General features: G+C 45.8%; 14 protein-coding genes and 1 riboswitch. Of the genes, 6 read left to right on the top strand and 8 right to left on the bottom strand.

Annotated elements, in window-relative coordinates; genetic code table 11:
• Positions 1-17 precede the first annotated feature (17 nt).
• Complete coding sequence (gene bioH / locus AB6E08_RS05765) at positions 18-794, top strand: pimeloyl-ACP methyl ester esterase BioH (protein WP_017099269.1); 777 nt, start codon at positions 18-20, stop codon at positions 792-794.
• A gap of 349 nt (positions 795-1,143) precedes the next feature.
• Positions 1,144-1,617, top strand: a complete 474-nt coding sequence (locus tag AB6E08_RS05770) for a hypothetical protein (RefSeq protein ID WP_004735616.1) — start codon at positions 1,144-1,146, stop codon at positions 1,615-1,617.
• Between the two features lie 143 nt (positions 1,618-1,760).
• Here AB6E08_RS05770 and AB6E08_RS05775 read toward each other — a convergent pair whose 3' ends face one another.
• Together AB6E08_RS05775 and greB are read right to left on the bottom strand one after the other, a co-directional pair.
• Positions 1,761-4,091: a Tex family protein gene (locus tag AB6E08_RS05775; RefSeq protein ID WP_012603018.1), complete on the bottom strand. Its 2,331-nt coding sequence runs from the start codon at positions 4,089-4,091 to the stop codon at positions 1,761-1,763.
• Positions 4,092-4,764: 673 nt separating this feature from the next.
• Entirely contained in the window at positions 4,765-5,244 is a 480-nt protein-coding gene (gene greB, locus AB6E08_RS05780) for a transcription elongation factor GreB (RefSeq protein ID WP_017099551.1), read from the bottom strand.
• A 178-nt stretch (positions 5,245-5,422) separates the two neighbouring features.
• Between greB and ompR the strand changes: the two genes are divergently transcribed.
• Positions 5,423-6,142: a two-component system response regulator OmpR gene (gene ompR, locus AB6E08_RS05785; RefSeq protein ID WP_009848007.1), complete on the top strand. Its 720-nt coding sequence runs from the start codon at positions 5,423-5,425 to the stop codon at positions 6,140-6,142.
• Positions 6,143-6,450: 308 nt separating this feature from the next.
• Positions 6,451-7,746, top strand: a complete 1,296-nt coding sequence (gene envZ / locus AB6E08_RS05790; protein ID WP_012603020.1) for a two-component system sensor histidine kinase EnvZ — start codon at positions 6,451-6,453, stop codon at positions 7,744-7,746.
• 67 nt (positions 7,747-7,813) lie between these two features.
• On the opposite strand, the gene recG is transcribed toward envZ, so the two are convergent.
• The 4 genes from recG to gmk all read right to left on the bottom strand — a co-directional run bounded on the left by recG (position 7,814) and on the right by gmk (position 13,439).
• Positions 7,814-9,892, bottom strand: coding sequence for an ATP-dependent DNA helicase RecG (gene recG, locus AB6E08_RS05795; RefSeq protein WP_029225316.1), 2,079 nt, complete (start codon positions 9,890-9,892; stop codon positions 7,814-7,816).
• 172 nt (positions 9,893-10,064) lie between these two features.
• Positions 10,065-12,191: a bifunctional GTP diphosphokinase/guanosine-3',5'-bis pyrophosphate 3'-pyrophosphohydrolase gene (spoT, locus tag AB6E08_RS05800; protein WP_012603022.1), complete on the bottom strand. Its 2,127-nt coding sequence runs from the start codon at positions 12,189-12,191 to the stop codon at positions 10,065-10,067.
• A gap of 59 nt (positions 12,192-12,250) precedes the next feature.
• Positions 12,251-12,523, bottom strand: a complete 273-nt coding sequence (gene rpoZ / locus AB6E08_RS05805) for a DNA-directed RNA polymerase subunit omega (protein WP_009848003.1) — start codon at positions 12,521-12,523, stop codon at positions 12,251-12,253.
• 292 nt (positions 12,524-12,815) lie between these two features.
• Positions 12,816-13,439, bottom strand: a complete 624-nt coding sequence (gene gmk, locus AB6E08_RS05810) for a guanylate kinase (RefSeq protein ID WP_009848002.1) — start codon at positions 13,437-13,439, stop codon at positions 12,816-12,818.
• Between the two features lie 324 nt (positions 13,440-13,763).
• Positions 13,764-13,863, top strand: a riboswitch (purine riboswitch).
• 58 nt (positions 13,864-13,921) lie between these two features.
• Between gmk and AB6E08_RS05815 the strand changes: the two genes are divergently transcribed.
• Entirely contained in the window at positions 13,922-15,292 is a 1,371-nt protein-coding gene (locus AB6E08_RS05815; protein ID WP_009848001.1) for an NCS2 family permease, read from the top strand.
• 141 nt (positions 15,293-15,433) lie between these two features.
• Positions 15,434-15,859, top strand: a complete 426-nt coding sequence (locus tag AB6E08_RS05820) for a phosphate-starvation-inducible protein PsiE (protein WP_009848000.1) — start codon at positions 15,434-15,436, stop codon at positions 15,857-15,859.
• A gap of 89 nt (positions 15,860-15,948) precedes the next feature.
• Here the strand turns inward: AB6E08_RS05820 and AB6E08_RS05825 are convergent, their stop codons facing one another.
• The gene (locus AB6E08_RS05825) at positions 15,949-17,367 is read right to left on the bottom strand and encodes an alginate export family protein (RefSeq protein ID WP_009847995.1); all 1,419 of its coding nucleotides are present in this window, start codon (positions 17,365-17,367) and stop codon (positions 15,949-15,951) included.
• 121 nt (positions 17,368-17,488) lie between these two features.
• The gene (locus tag AB6E08_RS05830; protein WP_009847994.1) at positions 17,489-19,072 is read right to left on the bottom strand and encodes a PTS transporter subunit EIIC; all 1,584 of its coding nucleotides are present in this window, start codon (positions 19,070-19,072) and stop codon (positions 17,489-17,491) included.
• Between the last annotated feature and the right edge of the window lie 8 nt (positions 19,073-19,080).

Genomic DNA, 19,080 nt, shown 5'->3' on the forward strand with positions numbered 1-19,080 from the left:
AGTAGGGAATATCGAGAATGAGTGACACGTTATATTGGCATGTTTCTGGGCAAGGGCCTGATTTAGTGTTGGTTCACGGCTGGGGAATGAACGGTGCGGTATGGCAACAAACCGTTGATGCGTTAGAAGCTGATTTTCGAGTGCATGTTGTTGACCTTCCTGGCTATGGACACAGTTCTCATTGCCACGCTCAAGATCTTGAAGAGATAGCTCAGCAATTGTTGGCCGAAGCTCCAAAGCAGGCTATTTGGGTCGGTTGGTCACTGGGTGGCTTGGTCGCAACACACATGGCTTTGCATCACTCAGATTACGTAAGCAAATTGGTGACTGTTGCCAGTTCTCCTAAATTCGCCGCTGCAAAAGAACCCGTGTTATGGCGAGGTATTCAGCCAAACGTATTAAGCGCATTTACCGAACAGCTGGTTAAAGATTTCCAAACCACTATCGAACGCTTTATGGCACTGCAAGCCATGGGCAGCCCTTCTGCAAGGCAAGATGTAAAACAACTCAAGCAAGCGGTACTGTCTCGTCCGCTTCCGAATCCTGATTCTTTATTGGCCGGCTTAAAGATGCTGTCTGATGTTGACTTGCGTGAACAACTGCCGGAGATTTCAGTGCCTATGCTGCGTTTATACGGGCGACTGGATGGATTGGTGCCAATCAAGGTAGCAAAAGATCTGGGTAGAGCGCTGCCTCATACCGAGCAATATATATTCACGCAGTCTTCACATGCGCCGTTTATGACAGAAGCCGATGCCTTTTGCAGTGAACTAGTTAGCTTCGCGCAAAAATAATCACTAAATTTATTGCCGGATTGGTCGATATATAACCTAATACCAATCACTGTAAGTGTTCAAAAATAGCGTAGGAAAAAGGCTTGAGAACAAGGCTGCTTTTTTTTGACAAGTAGTTTTGATAAGTAGTTATTCTACAATCAAAAGTTCTAACGCCGTTATCGAGCATTTTAACAAGCTAGGATGAGCAGTTATTTACTACGATTGGTATAACACCAATGCACAGCATGATACTCAGACCTAACTCTCTCCTGAGCTGATTGCGGTAAGTTGGGCTATGCCTGTTGTGCTGACTCACAGTGCAACAGCGTTATAGCAATAACGATGGGCGATTCTTGAGGAGTTCGCGATGATTGTGTCACCTGCAACTGCAGTGAGTGTGCCACTGATCGCCCCATCCGTTAATGTGCAAACAGAGCAAGTTGCGCGTGATAATAGAGTTCGAGAACCTGTCGCTCCCGCCGTAGCATTGGCGAAAACCAATGCAGAGCGAAAGGTAAAACCGGACGATAAGCGAAGGCAGCAGTCGGCTTGGGATCCTTCAGACCATCCAGGTTATGAAATGGAGAACGAGTCAGAGGCCAATTCGATTAGCCAAGAAGAGCCACAAGATCCTTTTGATAGGTTGTTCAGCTTATTGGCACTGAGAACATACAGTGCTGATCAAGGAAAGGGCTATACCATGCGTTTCCGCCTGCCAAAGCATGTTTTAGATGCGGCGATTCAAGAGGGACAGATGGAGAAGCGACGTAAGGTCATAAAATATCATTATGGTCATGCTGTTGCGCCTCATGCTCCATCAGGAATGCTGGTTGTTTTGTAGCATGATCGTGTTGTGTTTAGAACACGCAGAATACAGCTAAGCTTCGATGTCTTTTTTGAACACATAATAAAAAAACCTGCATACCCCTAAGGGATGCAGGTTTTCTGTTTTAAGCATATCTGTTTTGCAGACGAGTTAACGGATTACTTTTTCGCTTTTGCAAAAGCAGCAGCGAATGCACCACCCATCGCCGCGTTTTGTTGTGGTTCCTCACGACGGCGTTGTCCACCTTGTGAGTTTTGGTTCGGGCGGTTTTGTGTGCGAGGTGCACTTGAACGTTGTGCGCGGTTATCTTGTCCAGGCTCATCTTTCATGCGCATGCTTAGTGCAATACGTTTACGCTGAACATCCACTTCCATGACCTTCACTTTCACGATATCACCCGCTTTCACCACTTCTCGTGGGTCAGAGACAAAGCGATCGGTCAGTGCTGAAATGTGTACCAAGCCGTCTTGGTGAACACCAATATCTACGAACGCACCGAAGTTAGCCACGTTTGAAACCACGCCTTCTAAGATCATACCGGGTTCTAAGTCAGACATGCTATTTACGCCATCGGCGAACGTTGCCGTCTTGAACTCAGGACGAGGATCTCGCCCCGGTTTATCCAGCTCTTTGATGATGTCGGTTACTGTCGGTACACCAAAATTCTCATTAGTGTAATCAACCGCATGTAAGCCACGTAAGAAGTCTGTGTTACCTACCAGAGATTTGATGTCTTTGTGGTTTTTCTCGGCGATGGTTTTCACCAATGGGTAAGCTTCTGGGTGAACCGATGATGCGTCTAGCGGGTTCTTACCATCCATGATACGTAGGAAGCCAGCACATTGTTCAAAGGCTTTTGGCCCTAAACGAGCGACTTTTTTCAAGGTAGTACGCGCTTCGAAACGACCATTCTCATCACGGAAGTCGACGATGTTTTGAGCGATGGTGCTAGAAAGACCAGCGACACGAGTCAGAAGCGCGGCAGAAGCGGTATTCACATCAACACCAACGGCGTTTACACAGTCTTCGACAATCGCATCTAGGCGCTTAGCAAGCATGGTTTGGCTCACATCGTGTTGGTATTGGCCCACACCGATCGATTTAGGGTCAATCTTCACAAGCTCTGCTAGTGGGTCTTGTAGACGACGCGCAATAGACACCGCACCACGAATCGAGACATCCATGTTCGGGAATTCTTTTGCCGCTAGCTCAGAAGCAGAGTAAACCGATGCGCCGGCTTCGCTGACAATGATTTTCTGTGCTGTTAGGTTGCCACGCTTAATCACATCAGCAACAAAGCTGTCTGTTTCGCGTGAAGCGGTACCATTACCAATCGCAATCAAATCAACATTGAACTGGCGAACCATCTGCTCAACCACGTGTGCAGATTTGTCGTATTGCTTCTGTGGTGGGTGAGGGTAAATGGTTTCTGTTGCTAGAACCTTACCGGTTGAATCCACCACGGCGATTTTCGAACCAGTACGTAAACCCGGATCTAAGCCCAAAGTTGCTCGAGGGCCAGCAGGCGCCGCCATCAACAAGTCTTTAAGGTTGGTTGCGAACACTTCAATCGCTTCGATTTCACCGCGTTCTTTCATCGCGCCCATCAGCTCAGTTTCCATGTGCATAGAAACCTTGATACGCCATGCCCAGCTAATCACTTGTTTACGCCATGCATCCGCAGGAGCGCTGCTTAGGGTAATACCGTAGTGATCAGAGATGATGCTTTCGCAGTATGAACCGCGTACACCTTCTTCTTGTTCAGGGTCTGCATTCATTGCCAGCGTTAGGAAGCCTTCATTTCGGCCTCGCAACATAGCAAGCGCACGGTGAGAAGGCACTTTGTTGAGTGTTTCGTTGTGTTCGAAATAGTCTTTGAATTTCTCGCCTGCTTGCTCTTTCCCTGCCACGACACGTGAAACGAGTTCTGAGTTACGCGTTAGATGTTGGCGAATTTTTTCAAGTAGGTTTGCGTCTTCTGCAATACGCTCCATCACGATTGCACGTGCCCCATCGAGTGCGGCTTTAGTATCAGCAATGCCTTTATCGCTGCTGATGAAGTTAGCGGCTTCGGTTTCAGGATCGTGCTGTGGTTCATTCCAAAGTGTATCGGCAAGTGGCTCTAAGCCTGCTTCGATTGCGATTTGACCTTTGGTACGACGCTTTGGTTTGTATGGCAGGTATAAATCTTCAAGGCGCGTCTTGCTGTCGGCTTGAGTGATATCACGCTCCAGTTCTGGCGTGAGTTTGCCTTGGTCTTGAATCGATTTCAGGATCGTTTGGCGACGATCGTCTAGTTCGCGAAGGTATGAAAGGCGACTGTCAAGGTTACGTAGTTGGGTATCGTCTAAGCCACCCGTGACTTCTTTACGGTAGCGGGCAATAAAGGGAACGGTATTACCGTCGTCAATTAGGTTTACTGCGGCGGTGACTTGCTCTGAACGAACATTCAGTTCTTCAGCAATCAGTCGACAGATAGCTTGGCTCATCCGATGAATCTCTTATTTAATATCATGACAAATACATGGGGGTGAGCGTACGCTTTTTCTAGCTTTGACTGTGTAATTATCCTGTCAGAAGTCCAATTTCCGTTTCTGATACCCAGTTTGTGCGAGATCTCTCACACGTGGTGTGCGACTAAGTCACTTTAAATCGATGAAATCGTCTTAAAATAAACCTAAGTTACTGATTTTATTTGTTTGTGTGTTTGTGGGCGTATTTCTCACCTGAAATGTTTTTTGGGACTGTCTAGGAAACTCGCCCAAATACCGTAATATTTAACTTGTCGACAGGGAGTTGGCAGGAACAGGAAAAAGCCTAACGGACTAGGTATCTTCAGGATGAAGATTTGATTACTTAGGATGAGTGGTCAGCAAGGAAGTGATAATCTCTGGATGAGATTCGCCAGTCAGGATGACAGGCTAGAATGGACACCGCTAGGATGGCGATGAACAAAAAGGAAATTGGTTAAAGGATTTAGCCACTATCAAGGAAAGATGCAGGGAGCACCTTATCTCGAAGAGATAAACAGTAGCCGGATTGCTGCGATAGAGACTTAACCCCGTCAGGCGAAAGCCTAGCGGGGTTTTCTTTTATCTAGCGTTTGTGATTTTAGAGCGTGTGCTTTAGCTTCTGCCGTTGGCAAGTCAGAGGACGGGGCGGTTAATTTTCTACGTAGTGAATCGCGTTAATGAACCACTCTTTGTCGCCTTCCGGTGTGGTTACCGTAAACTCGTCATCCACTTCTTTCTTGAGCAGAGCTCTAGCCATTGGTGAATCTATAGAGATATAGCCTTTAGCATCGCCGTAGATCTCTTCAGGACCGACAATGCGAAACTTCTTAATTTCCCCATCATCATTCTCAATCTCGACCCAAGCACCGAAAAATACCTTACCTTCTTGTTGTGGCGAGTAATCCACGATAGTGACATCTGGTAGGAATTTGCGTAGGAAACGCACTCGGCGATCAATCTGACGAAGCAAACGCTTATTGAAGGTGTAATCTGCGTTTTCTGAACGATCTCCAAGGCTTGCAGCCCATGTGACTATTTTGGTTATTTCTGGACGCTTCTCGTGCCATAAGTGGTCATGTTCTGCTTTGAGCTTGTTATAACCTTCGCGGGTGATAAGTTTGGTTTTCATAAATCTGACTTAATGAAATGATGATCTAAGATAGAATATATAGAAAGGCAACATACGTTAACAATTATTTAGGCGACTTTTCCCTCAATAATGTTACATTTTTAATGTCTTATACCAATATACAATTTACCAAGAATGCTTAACCTTAGGTTTAAGCTTTAATAGGTGGAACCATTACATGCAAGAAAACTACAAAATTTTAGTGGTCGATGACGATGCTCGTTTACGTGCACTGCTAGAACGCTATCTGTCAGAGCAAGGCTTTCAAGTGCGTAGCGTGGCAAACAGTGAGCAGATGGACCGCCTGTTAACCCGTGAAAACTTTCACTTGATGGTATTGGATTTAATGTTGCCGGGCGAAGACGGTCTTTCTATCTGTCGTCGTCTAAGAAACGCAAACAACTCGCTACCAATCCTGATGCTGACGGCAAAGGGTGACGAAGTGGATCGCATTGTGGGTTTGGAAGTGGGTGCTGATGATTACCTGCCAAAACCATTTAATCCACGTGAACTGCTTGCTCGTATCAAAGCGGTAATGCGTCGCCAAGTGATTGAAGCACCGGGCGCGCCAAGCACAGAAGAGTCTGTGGTTGAGTTTGGTGAGTTCCGCCTAAACCTAGGTACACGTGAAATGTTCCGCGGTGAAGAGCCTATGCCTCTTACCTCAGGTGAATTTGCGGTTCTGAAGTCACTGGTCACTAACGCTCGTGAGCCAATGTCTCGCGATAAGCTGATGAACATGGCTCGTGGCCGTGAGTATTCAGCGATGGAACGTTCTATCGATGTCCAGATTTCGCGTTTGCGTCGTCTAGTAGAAGAAGATCCAAGTAAACCTCGTTATATCCAAACGGTGTGGGGCTTGGGTTATGTATTCGTTCCAGATGGCAAAGCTGTGTAATCTAGCTTTGCTCGTTCTGTGATTCAGAATTTATTATTTACGGGTCATCTCATTAATATGCGATGGCCCGTTTTGTATTCAGCACAATGAGAGATACCAATCGTAGTAAATAACTGCTCATCCTAGCTTGTTAAAACGCTCGATAACTTCGTTAGAAATTTTGATTGTAGAATAACTACTTATCAAAAATTGCAGCCTTGTTCTCAAGCCTTTTTCCGGCGCTATTTATGATCATTTACTTACTGTGATTGGTATTACAGCTATAGTTCCCACTATATTCCTTTATCATCCCTCACTTTAGGTCTTCTATGCGCATACGTAGCTCCTTTACTCAGTCGATAGTGCTCTTCTTAACCCTATTGGTTGCTAGCCAAATCTTTTCTTATTACGCGGTGTTCAATTATGCATTGATGCCGAGTTTGCAGCAGTTTAATAAGATTTTGGCTCACGAACTAAACCTAGTATTGGACCAAGGCAGTGATATCGAGATTGATGCGCCACTGCGTCAGCGTGTACTTGAGCAGCTCGGGGTGACCGTTCATGCCAAGGACAGTGAAGCGTCGGGCGAGTACTACCATGCGGTCGCGATAGACCTGATGAGTGAGGAGATGACCAAAGAGCTCGGCTCTGAGACCGAAGTGCGATTGGTTTTGGGCAAAGAAAGTTACGTGTTGTGGATGGACATTGCGCAGTTGCCTAACTCCTTGATTCGTATTCCCCTGTCTGAGCTCCAAGAAGAAGACTTTGCGCCTCTATTTCGTAACAGCCTGATCATGGCGTTGTTGATAGTTGCTGGTGGGTGGCTGTTTATCCGCTTGCAAAATCGGCCGTTGATAGCCCTAGAGAAAGCCGCGCAAGGTGTTGGGCGAGGTGATATTCCACCGCCCTTACCAGTACAAGGTGCACAAGAGATTCGCTCGGTAACTCGAGCCTTTAATCAGATGTCGAAAGGCATTCAAGAACTCGAAGAAGATAGAGCCCTACTCATGGCGGGTATCAGCCACGATCTGCGTACACCACTCACGCGTATTCGCTTGGCGACTGAGATGATGTCGCCAGAAGATAGTTATCTAGCGGAAGGGATCATCAGTGATACTGAAGAGTGTAATGAGATCATCAGTCAGTTTATGGATTACCTAAAGCCTGTGGATCGAGACTCATTCCAGGCGGTATTTGTCGATGATATTGCGCGTGAGGTCTCTAGCTCTGAAGGAGGCTATGAGGTTCAGATTGAAACCGATATTCCAGAAACCATGAAACCTGCGTTGGGTAACCCGATCGCGATGAAGCGTGCGGTGAGTAATTTGGTGGTGAACGCGCTGCGCTACGGTAATGGTTGGGTCAAAGTATCGACTGGCATGACAGCAGATAACAAACTGGCTTGGGTAACGGTAGAAGATAATGGTCCGGGTATTCCACAAGACCAGATCGGGAAGCTGTTTGAACCGTTTACTCGTGGTGACACGGCTCGTGGTAGTGAAGGGACAGGTTTAGGCTTGGCGATCGTGAAACGTATTGTCAGCCAACACCAAGGTGCGGTGGTGGTGAATAACCGCAGTGAGGGGGGCTTAAAAGCGCAGATCAGTTTCCCTGTGAAACCTTAGGCTATACGCACGAAAAAGGCTTCCTTGTAGAAGCCTTTTTACGTTTTAAGCAAGATATGAGGGCGAATTACGCCTTAGAATACACATCGCGTTCACCCAGCCAGCGGTTGATGATCGCCTTGGCGTTGTCTGGGTAGCTATCGTGAATATGACGCGCGATACGCTGCACTTCAGGTATCAAACGTTGGTCACGGACTAAGTCGGCAATTTTGAAATCAGCCAAGCCTGTTTGTTTGGTACCAAGTAGTTCACCGGGGCCACGAATCTCTAAATCACGCTGAGCAATAACAAAGCCATCGTTACTTTCACGAAGTACCCCTAAGCGCTTCTGAGCGGTTTTAGATAGTGGGGAGTGGTACAACAGTACACAATGGCTTGCGACCGAACCTCGGCCAACACGGCCACGCAGTTGGTGCAGTTGCGCTAGACCAAGACGCTCTGGGTTCTCGATGATCATTAAGCTCGAATTCGGTACATCTACACCTACTTCAATCACGGTTGTAGCAACCAACAGGTGCAGTTTATTCTCTTTGAATTCCTGCATCACCGCTTGTTTCTCTGCGGGTTTCATTCGGCCATGAACCAAACCAATTTTTACGTCGGGCAGTTTGCGTTGCAGCTCTTCTGCCGTATCCGCTGCAGCTTGAGCTTCTAGTACTTCCGATTCATCAATCAACGTACACACCCAGTAGGCTTGTTTACCTTCATTGAGACACGCATTACGTACGCGCTCAACAATGTCATCACGTTTGGTATCTGGTATCGCCACGGTTTGAATTGGTGTTCGCCCCGGAGGTAGTTCATCAATAATTGAGGTTTCGAGGTCTGCATAGGCCGTCATCGCTAATGTTCGTGGAATCGGTGTTGCCGTCATCACCAATTGGTGAGGGTAATAACCTTGCTTAGCGCCTTTCTCACGCAGCTCTAGTCGCTGGTGGACACCAAACCGGTGTTGCTCATCAATGATCACTAAGCCAAGGTTTTTGAATTCGACATGCTCTTGAAATAGCGCATGAGTTCCCACCACCATTTGCGCTTCGCCGCTGGCAATACGTGTTAGTTCAGTTTCACGAGCTTTGCCTTTGAGCTTACCTGCTAGCCATCCAACTTGAATATCCATTGCCTCAAACCAGTTGGCAAAGTTAATCGCGTGTTGTTCCGCGAGTAGTTCAGTGGGTGCCATCAGTGCTACTTGTTGACCGTGTTCGAGTGCGCGAACCGCCGCGAGTGCAGCGACTAAGGTTTTACCAGAGCCCACATCACCTTGCACTAAACGCATCATAGGGTGCGGCTTTTCCAAGTCAGCTTCGATCTCTTTGGTCACTCGTGTTTGGGCATTGGTTGGTGAAAACGGCAGCTGAGCCAGTAGCCTATCTTTAAGAGTGTTTACTGGAGGAAAAGGCATTGCCTTGTCTTGCTGCCCTTTGCTACGAACAGACAACATCGACAGGTTTTGAGCCAGTAACTCTTCCATAATTAGGCGCAGTTGCGCAGGGTGCTTGCCTTCATCAAACAGCTCTAGGTCAATTCCCGGAGGTGGTCTGTGAATGGTATGCAGTGCTTGTGCGAGGGTAATTTGGTGGTCGTATAAACCTGATGGGAGAAGCTCGTTAACCGCGGCCTTGTCGATCAGCTCTAAGGCTTGGTCAGTGAGGTTACGCAGCGTGACTTGTCTTAGCCCTTCAGTGGTTGGATACACTGGAGTCAGGTTGGCTTCAATGTCTGGTTGTTGCCTAGGAGCAAAGAATTTGTAGTCAGGGTGAACAATCTCAAGCCCCATATTGCCGCGCTTGATCTCACCATAAGCATGCACTTGTTTGCCTTCGGCAAAGTTATTCTTCATTCCTGCAGTAAAGTTGAAAAATCGCAGAGTAATCGTGCCGTTACCATCGCTGATCTTTACTGCGAGCATCTTACGTTTACCGAAAATGGTATCAACATGCATCACCTTGCCTTGCACTGCAGCCCACAGTCCGGCATGCAGCTTTACGATGGGATAGATACGAGTTCTATCTTCATAGCGCAAAGGCAGATGAAATAGCAGGTCTTGTACATTGTTAAGCCCAACCTTTTCCAGTTTCTCGGCGACTTTTGCGCCGACTCCAGATAAAGAGTTGAGAGGGATAGCAGATAAAAGCTGTGACATAACAAGGCTCATAAACGTAAGAGAGATAATCTATTCAAGCATTTTACTGGATTTTTGTACAGGCAGGAATGGAGTCAGATAAATTCGAGGATTCAGTTATAAAAAATCCCCTTAAACGATAAAGCATTAAGGGGATTTCAATTCTTAGCAAAGTTGCCAATAAGTTCGAACGTTAGTTCTTGCGACGTCTTACTTTGAGCGCGTGTGGCATCACACGTAGCTTCTTCATAATACTCGCTAAATGAACACGATCTTTCGTGGTCAACAAGATAGTCACTGTGTACAAGCGTCCGTCACGTTCTTCGGTTGAGATACCGTGAATGTTCGAGCCTGTTTTCGAGATAACGTTAGTTAACTCAGCCAGTGCACCTTGATGGTTCTGCAATTCGACCTGGAGTTCAGCAGTGAACTCTTGGTTGTAATCGTCAGACCATTCAACCGCCATGTATTTATCCGGTTCTTTCTGGTAACCACGAACGTTTGGACACGTTTCTCGGTGTACCACAAGACCACGACCTGGAGATACATGAGCAATAATGTGATCATCTGGAATCGGGTGACAACAGTTAGCGAACGTCAGTAATAGGCCTTCAGCACCACGGATAGGTAATTTCTTCCTAGGTGTATCGCTGTTGTTTGCCACTTCAGTCAGTTCGTCAGCATCGCCCAATAAACGACGAGCAATAACGATACTCATCAGTTCACCAAGACCAATCGATGCTAGCAAGTCTTCAATGTTATCGAGACGTAGATCAGACAATACATGTTCGATATTCTCTTGACCGACATCGGCAATAGAGTGTTCACCAAGTGCATGGTTCAGTAGGCGACGGCCAAGGGTAATCGACTCTTCACGACGCATCGTTTTCAGGACCTGACGGATCTTCGTACGCGCACGTGAGGTCACTACGTAGTTGAGCCATGCTGCATTCGGACGTGCGCCCGGAGCACTGATGATCTCAATAGTTTGGCCATTCTTCAGCGATTTGCTGAGTGGGTAAGGGTTCATGTCTACACGAGCACCGACACACATGTTGCCGACGTCGGTATGTACCGCGTAAGCAAAATCGACTGCTGTTGCGCCTGCTGGAAGTTCGACAATGCGACCTTTCGGCGTGAATACGAAGATCTCATCTGGGAACAGATCAGATTTAACGTTTTCAATGAATTCGAATGAGTTACCTGCGCTTTGTTGCAGCTCAAGTAAGCTCTGCATCCAACGTTGTGCTTTAACCTGTGCGGTTGTCCCGTTGCTACTGCGTGAGCCATTGCCTTTGTAAGACCAGTGCGCCGCGACACCTTTATCTGCCATCTGCTCCATATCTTCAGTACGGATCTGGACCTCAACTGGCACCCCGTGAGGGCCGATCATTGACGTGTGCAGAGATTGGTAGCCGTTGGCTTTCGGTACCGCAATATAGTCTTTCATGCGGCCAGGACGAGGCTTGTACAGGCTGTGGGCCTGACCAAGTACGCGATAGCAAGTATCTGGTGTATCAACCACCACGCGGAAAGCGTAGATGTCCATAATGGTGTGGAAGCGCTGTTCTTTGGTTTTCATCTTGTTATAGATGGAGAACAGGTTCTTTTCACGACCAAGTACGCGAGCAGGTAAACCGACTTCTTCAAGGCGGCCTTCGATTTCGCTATGGATACGTTGGATCATCTCTTTACGGTTACCACGCGCAGCTTTCACTACGTTTTTCAGGACGCGATAACGGTTAGGATAAAGGGCTTCGAAGCCCAGCTCTTCTAGTTCTGTCTTGATGTTATGAATACCAAGACGATGAGCTAGCGGAGAATAAATCTCTAGGGTTTCACGAGCAATACGACGCTTCTTATCAGGACGAAGTGCCCCAAGCGTACGCATGTTGTGAGTACGGTCAGCTAATTTGATCAAGATAACGCGGATGTCTTGCACCATCGCGAGAACCATCTTACGGAAGTTCTCTGCTTGCGCTTCTTTGCGATCACGAAATTTAAGCTTATCCAGCTTAGATACACCATCAACCAGCTCAGCAACGGTATTGCCGAATTGAGCTTCTAGCTCCTCTTTTGTAACTTCAGTATCTTCAATTACATCGTGGAGTAAGGCTGCTTGCAGAGTTTCGATATCCAGACGCATTTCTGCCAGGATTCTTGAAACAGCTACAGGGTGGATAATGTATGGTTCACCCGTTGAACGGGTTTGCCCTTCATGGGCGTCTCTCGCTACCACATAAGATTGACGCAGAGCCTCAACTTGAGGCTCTGTTAGGTATTCTTGGGCAACGTCTTTGAGGCTATCGAATAGATACAAATTAAAGGCCCGGAAGGTTAATTAGTTCGAATGACGTTGATTCTATCAGCGAATATGAGCTATCGAGTGTGAGCGATGCTGCTTACTGCTGCAAGCTCAGCCGCTTCTTGCTCTTGTTGCTCTTGACGCTCACGAGCATCTAGTACGTCTTTAGTGATAAGACCTTCTTCGATTTCGCGAAGAGCGATAACCGTTGGCTTATCGTTTTCTTCAGGCACTAGTGAATCTTTGCCGCCAGTTTGCATTTGACGTGCGCGGCGAGCCGCAATAAGAACTAGGTCGAAACGGTTGCCAACTTTTTCAACAGCGTCTTGAACAGTTACGCGTGCCATGAGGACTCCAAATAGTAATTAACTAATAAATTTTTGATGACGAGAAAGTATACAAGTTTAACTAGAGACTTTCTAGTTCACCGTATACTTATCTCAATGGAAAATCCAGTTATACCAATCACAGTAAATAAGTGCTCAGAGATAGCGCCGGAAAAAAGTTTGAGAACAAGGCAGCTCTAATCGACAAAGAGTTTCGATAAGTAGCTGTTCTATAATCAAAAATTATAACGACGTTATCAGGCTTTTTCACAAGCTAGAATGACCAGTTGTTTACTACGATTGGTATCAGAGATTATTCCGCTAGTAGTGCTGTAAGCATGCCGCTGTATTTCGCTGCTTGCTTATCTTCTTTTAAGCGCTCCGCACGAATGATAGCTCTGAAGTCCATTAGGGCTGCATCAAAGTCATCATTCACGATCACATAATCATATTCTGCATAGTGAGAAATTTCTGATTTTGCTTCGCTCATGCGTTTTGCAATAACTTCGTCGCTGTCTTGGCCGCGAACATTTAAACGACGCTCTAGCTCACCATTTGATGGTGGAAGAATGAAGACACTCTTCGCTTGAGGCATTTGTTCACGGATTTGACGAGCACCTTGCCAGTCGATATCTAGGAATACATCGATACCGCGGTCTAGGTTTTCTTCAATCCAAACGCGTGAAGTACCGTAGTAGTTGCCGAAAACTTCAGCGTACTCTAGGAATTCACCTTTATTAATAAGGTCTTCAAAATGATGCTTCTCTACGAAGTGGTAGTGAACACCATTTTCTTCACCAGGGCGCATACCGCGAGTGGTGTGTGAAACAGATACCTTCATTGCGTAGGTTGGATTGGTTTCTAGCATTGCTGAGATCAAGCTCGACTTACCTGCGCCACTAGGTGCAGATACGATGTAAAGAGTACCTTTGCCCATCTGTATATTTCCACTGTTGGTTGGATTGAGTGAGGGCGATAAACCGACACTATAAAAGATAGCACTGACTCTAATTTTTGTTCCGATGGTTGCATCTAAAAAGGGATAACAAGTAAAACTAATAGAGACAACTGGTGAAAATTAGGTCAGAAAAATGGAGGCGAAGAGTAGCATATTTAGATGATTGAGAACAACTGGCTTGATCGTTATTTATTCTCAAATGATCCTTTGTCTGATCTTCCTATAAATGTAATGACTGATCATGTTCAGTTTTTTATGTGATCTGAACAAAATTTGTTGAAGTTTTAATCTCAATCCTTACAATCCGCGCAAACGATTAAATGCTGTATATGTTTGATGAAATGGATCAAATGTTTCTACTACCGAGCCTACCTTGGTGACTACAGTTTTTAGTGTAGAGATCCCTCTATTCTCACAGCATTTGAATCTCAAATTTCTTAATTTAATACATAGGTTTTGTTGTGAATACCGACTCCACCCTGAAAGCCCAGAAGACATCTGGCTCACTTGACACCATGTTCAAACTCTCAGAGAGAAAGACCACGATCAGCACTGAGCTATACGCAGGTTTTATTACCTTCTTAGCGATGAGTTATATCTTGGCGGTTAATCCAGCAATTTTGGGTGGCATTCCGGGAATGGACAAAGGTGCAGTCTTTACGGCGACCGCTCTTTCTGCTGCTATTGCAACGCTTATCATGGGCATTTGGGGTAACTATCCAGTCATGCTAGCACCTGGCATGAGCATGAATGGCTTCTTCAAAGGTTTATTGTTAAGTGGTTCAGTGGCGGTACTTTGGAATGAAGCATTATTTGGCATCTTCCTATCGGGTATTCTTTATCTTGCCTTCTCATTGACTAATATCCGTAAGTCGATGATTGAATCGATTCCTGAAGATTTGAAGCTGGCGATTACTGTGTCTCTCGGCTTGTTCATTGCTTTCTTAGGCCTTAAGAATGCGGGTATCATCGTTTCTAACCCGTTCGTACTGGTTGGTTTAGGTGACATTTCCGATCCAAAAGTGATCATCGCTTATGTGAGCATCTTCATCGCATTGGGCTGTATGGTTCGTGATATTAAGTTGGCCACGTTTATCTCGTTTGTTTCAGCTATCGTACTGACCATTCTTGCTGATGTATTCATGGGCACATCAAACGCCCCAATCCCTGACCAATTCGTTTCAATGCCACCAAGTATGGCAGGCAGCTTTGGCGCTATCTTTGACTTCTCAGCTTTTACGCCTGAGAAAATGTTCGATTTGTTGTTCATCGTACTTATCTTCTTGATTGTCGATTTCTTCGATGGATTGAGCACGATTGTGGGTGTTGGCCGTGATGCAGGTATCATCGACAAAGACGGTAAAGTGCCGAATGCAAAATCGGCGCTAGTGGCTGATGCGGGCGGTACTGTGATTGGTTCAATTCTAGGTACCACATCGATTACTGCTTTCTCTGAATCGGGTATTGCCTCTTCTCAAGGTGCGAAAACAGGTTTAGCGGCAGTCATGGTGGCTGGCTTATTCCTAGTGTCTCTATTCCTATACCCAATCTTCTCTATTTTCTCAGCGGCAATGGTCGCGCCTGCGATGGTTGTGGTAGGCATCTACATGGTGGGTCGTCTTGGTCAGATTAACTGGGAAAAGAAAGAGTCACGTATTGCAGCTTTCTTCACCATCATGTTCACTGTACTGAGCTTCTCACCAGCGAACGGTATGGCGATGGGTTTCATCAGCTACGCATTCACAATGGTTGTTGCAGGTAAGCGCAAAGAAGTGCACCCATTGATCTACGGGCTATGTGTGGTGTTCTTAACGTACCTGATTCTGTTGTAAGGCTAATTAGTCACTAGAAGTCGCTAAGTAAAAGACAAACAAATGGCTCTGCAGTGAATGTGGGGCAATTTTTGTATTCGTCGCTTCTCTAGAGCGCATGCTAATGTAGAGACTGGATTAATTATTTTTTTAAGAGTGACTATGCCTTCTCACTTACCTAAATCTTTTAGTAAGCCGTTTTTAAAAGTATTTCACATTATGGAAGCGGTATTGCTGGTGGCGATCACGCTCGCGACCTTGTTTGCGATGGTCGAAGAGTTCATGCATGTTTTTGCTGAACGTCGAGTGCAATTGACCGATATTCTACTGATGTTCATCTATTTAGAAGTGTTGGCGATGGTTCAGCAGTTTGTGATGAACGGTAAGATTCCGGTTCGGTATCCGATTTACATCGCGATGATGGCGATTGCTCGCTACATCACTTTAGGCATGAAAGAGTTAGATGCAGTGCTGATCGTTTGGTTGTCTGTTGCAGCGTTTATCTTAGCAGCAGCAACACTTTTGATTCGAGTCGGGCACCATTACTGGCCATATGTGGATCTTCGAACCAAGCAGCCGGATGAGTAATTCAATTAACTGAAATATGATGATCTAAAAAATTCGCCCAGCACAGCTGGGCGAATTCATTTAGTAACATACTAACCTGATAAGCAGTGTTAGAAGTTATAGATCAGTGCGATTTCAACACGGGAAATGTCATCACTGCTACTGCCGACTACGTCACGTGTGTAGTCGCTATCTAATGCGTAGTACATATTTAACTCAGACTTTAAGTTGCCTGTGATGTAATTATGGAATTGCAGATAGAACTGGGTGTAAGCGTATTTTTCGTCAGACTCTGCACCAAATAATACATCTTGGTTGAGTGTGTAGATTGCATCATCTGTGTTGGCACGCCATGTCGACATAAAGCCAGCGATGATGGATTGTTTCGGCTGATACTCAATCACAGTGTAAGAACCGACCTGCATTGCGTTGCCGTAAGCGCCGTCATGCGCGAAACCCAGTGGGTCACCTGTCCACAAAGGGTTAAACGTGTTCACTTTGTCGCTGTCTTTATCTGAACCTGATGCATAATGTAGGTTCAGACCTAAGCGATAGTTCCAGTCTGCTTTCCAGTTGTAGTTCAAATCGGCATAAGCCATGTAGGCTGAGATATCTTTACCTGCATGATCACCAAATTGGTAAACACCGTCGAGCATGTAACCAAACCCTTCACTCACAAAGTCATGGGCATGTAAGCCTAAAACTTGAATGTCGACGTCACCGTCTGGTGCATTAACAAAGCTTTCATTGGTGAGTTTATTACTCATTATGTAGGCTTGCATTGCCCCGAAGTCAGTTCTCCAATTAGCGAATAAGCCGGTCGATTTTTTGCCATTGGTTTTATCATCCCAGTTACCACCGAAGCTGCCATCTTTGTAGAGAGGGAATACTTCCTCGCCGTAGTATGCGTCAAAATTGATGCCTGCTACGCTGTATTTTGCGCTGGCTGCATTCCAACTTGATTGAACTGGCGTTGGTTCACGGTTCATCATTTGCCATTCATTTAAGTATATTTCTTGGCGACCAAGGCGGGTACTTAGGTATTGCTCACCGTCATCGAGTAATTTGAATTCGGTAAACAACTGGTGGAAGTCAGTACCGGCATCGTCTACTGGACCCGGACTATCGAGGTTAGTGTAGTTGGTTCGAATTTCACCAAATACACGCATCCAGTCTTGGTAAGTCACATCGGTGGAGAATTGCATGCGAGTACGCAGTTCATTTTTCTTGCGGTTTTCTCCGTCGTACATGTGATTCCAACGGTTATCGACTGCGGCTTTTACATTACCGCTAAATGAGACTTTCCAGTCACCACTGTCATCAATATCCAAGCGTTTGAGTTTTTCTGAAAAGCTTTTTTGACTTTCGTCTAGACCATCGACATAGCTCCAGTCCTCATTGGCTCTATCTCCCCAGAAGACGATCGGGTTGCGCTCAGACCAGCTTGATGTTGTATTTTCGTTTGCGTGTAGGACGCCAGAAACACAAAGAGCAAGTAAAGTAACTGCATGTTTTGTCATTGCTTTCATTTTTATATTTCCCATATTTCAGGTGCACGAATCCCTTCCTGTGACTTGTAGTCACAGGAGGAATTGTCAGTTATTGGTTTCTATAGATTCGTAACAGTAGGGTTACGGAAGTTGCGCTTAGCTAAGAGTCGACACCAAGGGCTTCTTTGATACCAGAGGCAATCGTAATAACGTTGGCTCCATATATCACTTGAATGCCTTTATTCATTCTGACGACACCAATTGCGTTGAGCTGTTGTTTCCAAACTTTATCGCTTGCCGTTAGTGATTCGTCATGCAGCGAAACACGCAGTCGAGTTGCACAGTTTGTCACGTTCTCAATGTTGTCAGCTCCACCCAGCGCCTTAATGATTTCAACAGGCAGTCCTTTTGAGGTCTGATCCTTTTTCTTTTTAAAGTCTTCTTTTGAATACAGGGCGATATCACCATCTTCTTCTTCGCGACCTGGAGTTTTTGAATCAAACTTTAGGATGAAGAACTTGAATGTGTAGAAGTAAATCGCGAAGTATAGTGGGATAATCCACAATAGAGCCCAAGCATGAACCTTTTCAGGTTGTAGTAGGTTAGGCACCATAAATAGCAGCTGATTTCCGTGAATTGAAACACCCATCATTTCGGTGATCACATAAGCAAGACCATTTAGCGGAACATGTACTGCAAAGAATAGGAATGGTTGGACGAATAGGAAGGTATATTCTAGTGGCTCGGTAATACCGATAACAGCAGCCGTAAATACTGCAGGCACCATGATAGCGGCTACCTTTTTACGATTGGCTGTTTTTGCTGTTACGTACATTGCATAAGCAGCACCCGTTAGGCCACCAATTTGGATTGGAATACGGCCACTGGTAAAGTTATGTGTAATGTAGCTCGTCGCCTCTGGTGAACTCATTTGGCCATTCATGATGTTACGAACACCTTCGTAAACAACACCATCAATCTCCATTACGCCACCAACACGAGTGTATTCAATAGGGAAGGCGATAAGGTGATGTAAGCCAAATGGCAATAAGCCTTTGTCAAATACGCCAAATAGGAAAGAGCCAAAAATACCTGAGCTAGTAATCAAGGTAGTGATGGACTGCAGTGCCCCAGCGATCGGTGGCCAAGCGTAGTAAACAAACAGCGCGATAGGCATGATAGCGAAGTAAGCAAAAATCACTACGGCACGAGGGCCTGAGAAGAAGCTCAAGAGTGCAGGCATTTCGAATTTGTAGTAACGGTTGTGGATCCAAGCCGTAATACAACCAACAAGAATACCGCTAAAGATCCCCATGTTGTAAGCGAAGATACCTAAAGACTCACCCCATAAAGAGTTGAAGTTTTGCGCTGCTACTTTGTCGTAGCCAGCATCATTCATTAATGACGCAACGCTTGTAGTTTCTTGAGTCCATCCGTGAAATGCAGCGATCGATCCGATAGCGACGTTGAAACACATGAACATGGTAAAGCCAGTGAAGGCTGCCCAACCTTTTTCAGATTTCGCCAGCGCGAACGCTAGACCAATCGCAAAGAAAGGCGGTAGATTGCGCATGACCATCAAGCCAAGATCTAACATCAGCTTAAAGAATGCCCAAATAACAGAGTCGGTAGCAGACATTTGGTTTACAACACCAGCGCCTACACCAATAAATATACCTGCGATAACCAGTACGATGATGGATACCATCATACCTCCAGCAAGTGCTTGAACCTTATCTCTCATAATTTACT

Source organism: Vibrio sp. 10N.247.310.24 (assembly GCF_041467175.1).
GTDB lineage: Bacteria > Pseudomonadota > Gammaproteobacteria > Enterobacterales > Vibrionaceae > Vibrio > Vibrio tasmaniensis_A.

What these genes read in the sequence shown, in the direction of transcription:
- bioH (WP_017099269.1), top strand. Translation starts at nt 18, where the DNA reads ATGAGTGACACGTTATATTGGCATGTTTCTGGGCAAGGGCCTGATTTA.
- AB6E08_RS05775 (WP_012603018.1), bottom strand. Translation starts at nt 4,091, where the DNA reads ATGAGCCAAGCTATCTGTCGACTGATTGCTGAAGAACTGAATGTTCGT.
- AB6E08_RS05830 (WP_009847994.1), bottom strand. Translation starts at nt 19,072, where the DNA reads ATGAGAGATAAGGTTCAAGCACTTGCTGGAGGTATGATGGTATCCATC.
- AB6E08_RS05820 (WP_009848000.1), top strand. Translation starts at nt 15,434, where the DNA reads ATGCCTTCTCACTTACCTAAATCTTTTAGTAAGCCGTTTTTAAAAGTA.
- ompR (WP_009848007.1), top strand. Translation starts at nt 5,423, where the DNA reads ATGCAAGAAAACTACAAAATTTTAGTGGTCGATGACGATGCTCGTTTA.
- AB6E08_RS05825 (WP_009847995.1), bottom strand. Translation starts at nt 17,367, where the DNA reads ATGAAAGCAATGACAAAACATGCAGTTACTTTACTTGCTCTTTGTGTT.
- recG (WP_029225316.1), bottom strand. Translation starts at nt 9,892, where the DNA reads ATGTCACAGCTTTTATCTGCTATCCCTCTCAACTCTTTATCTGGAGTC.
- envZ (WP_012603020.1), top strand. Translation starts at nt 6,451, where the DNA reads ATGCGCATACGTAGCTCCTTTACTCAGTCGATAGTGCTCTTCTTAACC.
- gmk (WP_009848002.1), bottom strand. Translation starts at nt 13,439, where the DNA reads ATGGGCAAAGGTACTCTTTACATCGTATCTGCACCTAGTGGCGCAGGT.
- rpoZ (WP_009848003.1), bottom strand. Translation starts at nt 12,523, where the DNA reads ATGGCACGCGTAACTGTTCAAGACGCTGTTGAAAAAGTTGGCAACCGT.
- AB6E08_RS05770 (WP_004735616.1), top strand. Translation starts at nt 1,144, where the DNA reads ATGATTGTGTCACCTGCAACTGCAGTGAGTGTGCCACTGATCGCCCCA.
- greB (WP_017099551.1), bottom strand. Translation starts at nt 5,244, where the DNA reads ATGAAAACCAAACTTATCACCCGCGAAGGTTATAACAAGCTCAAAGCA.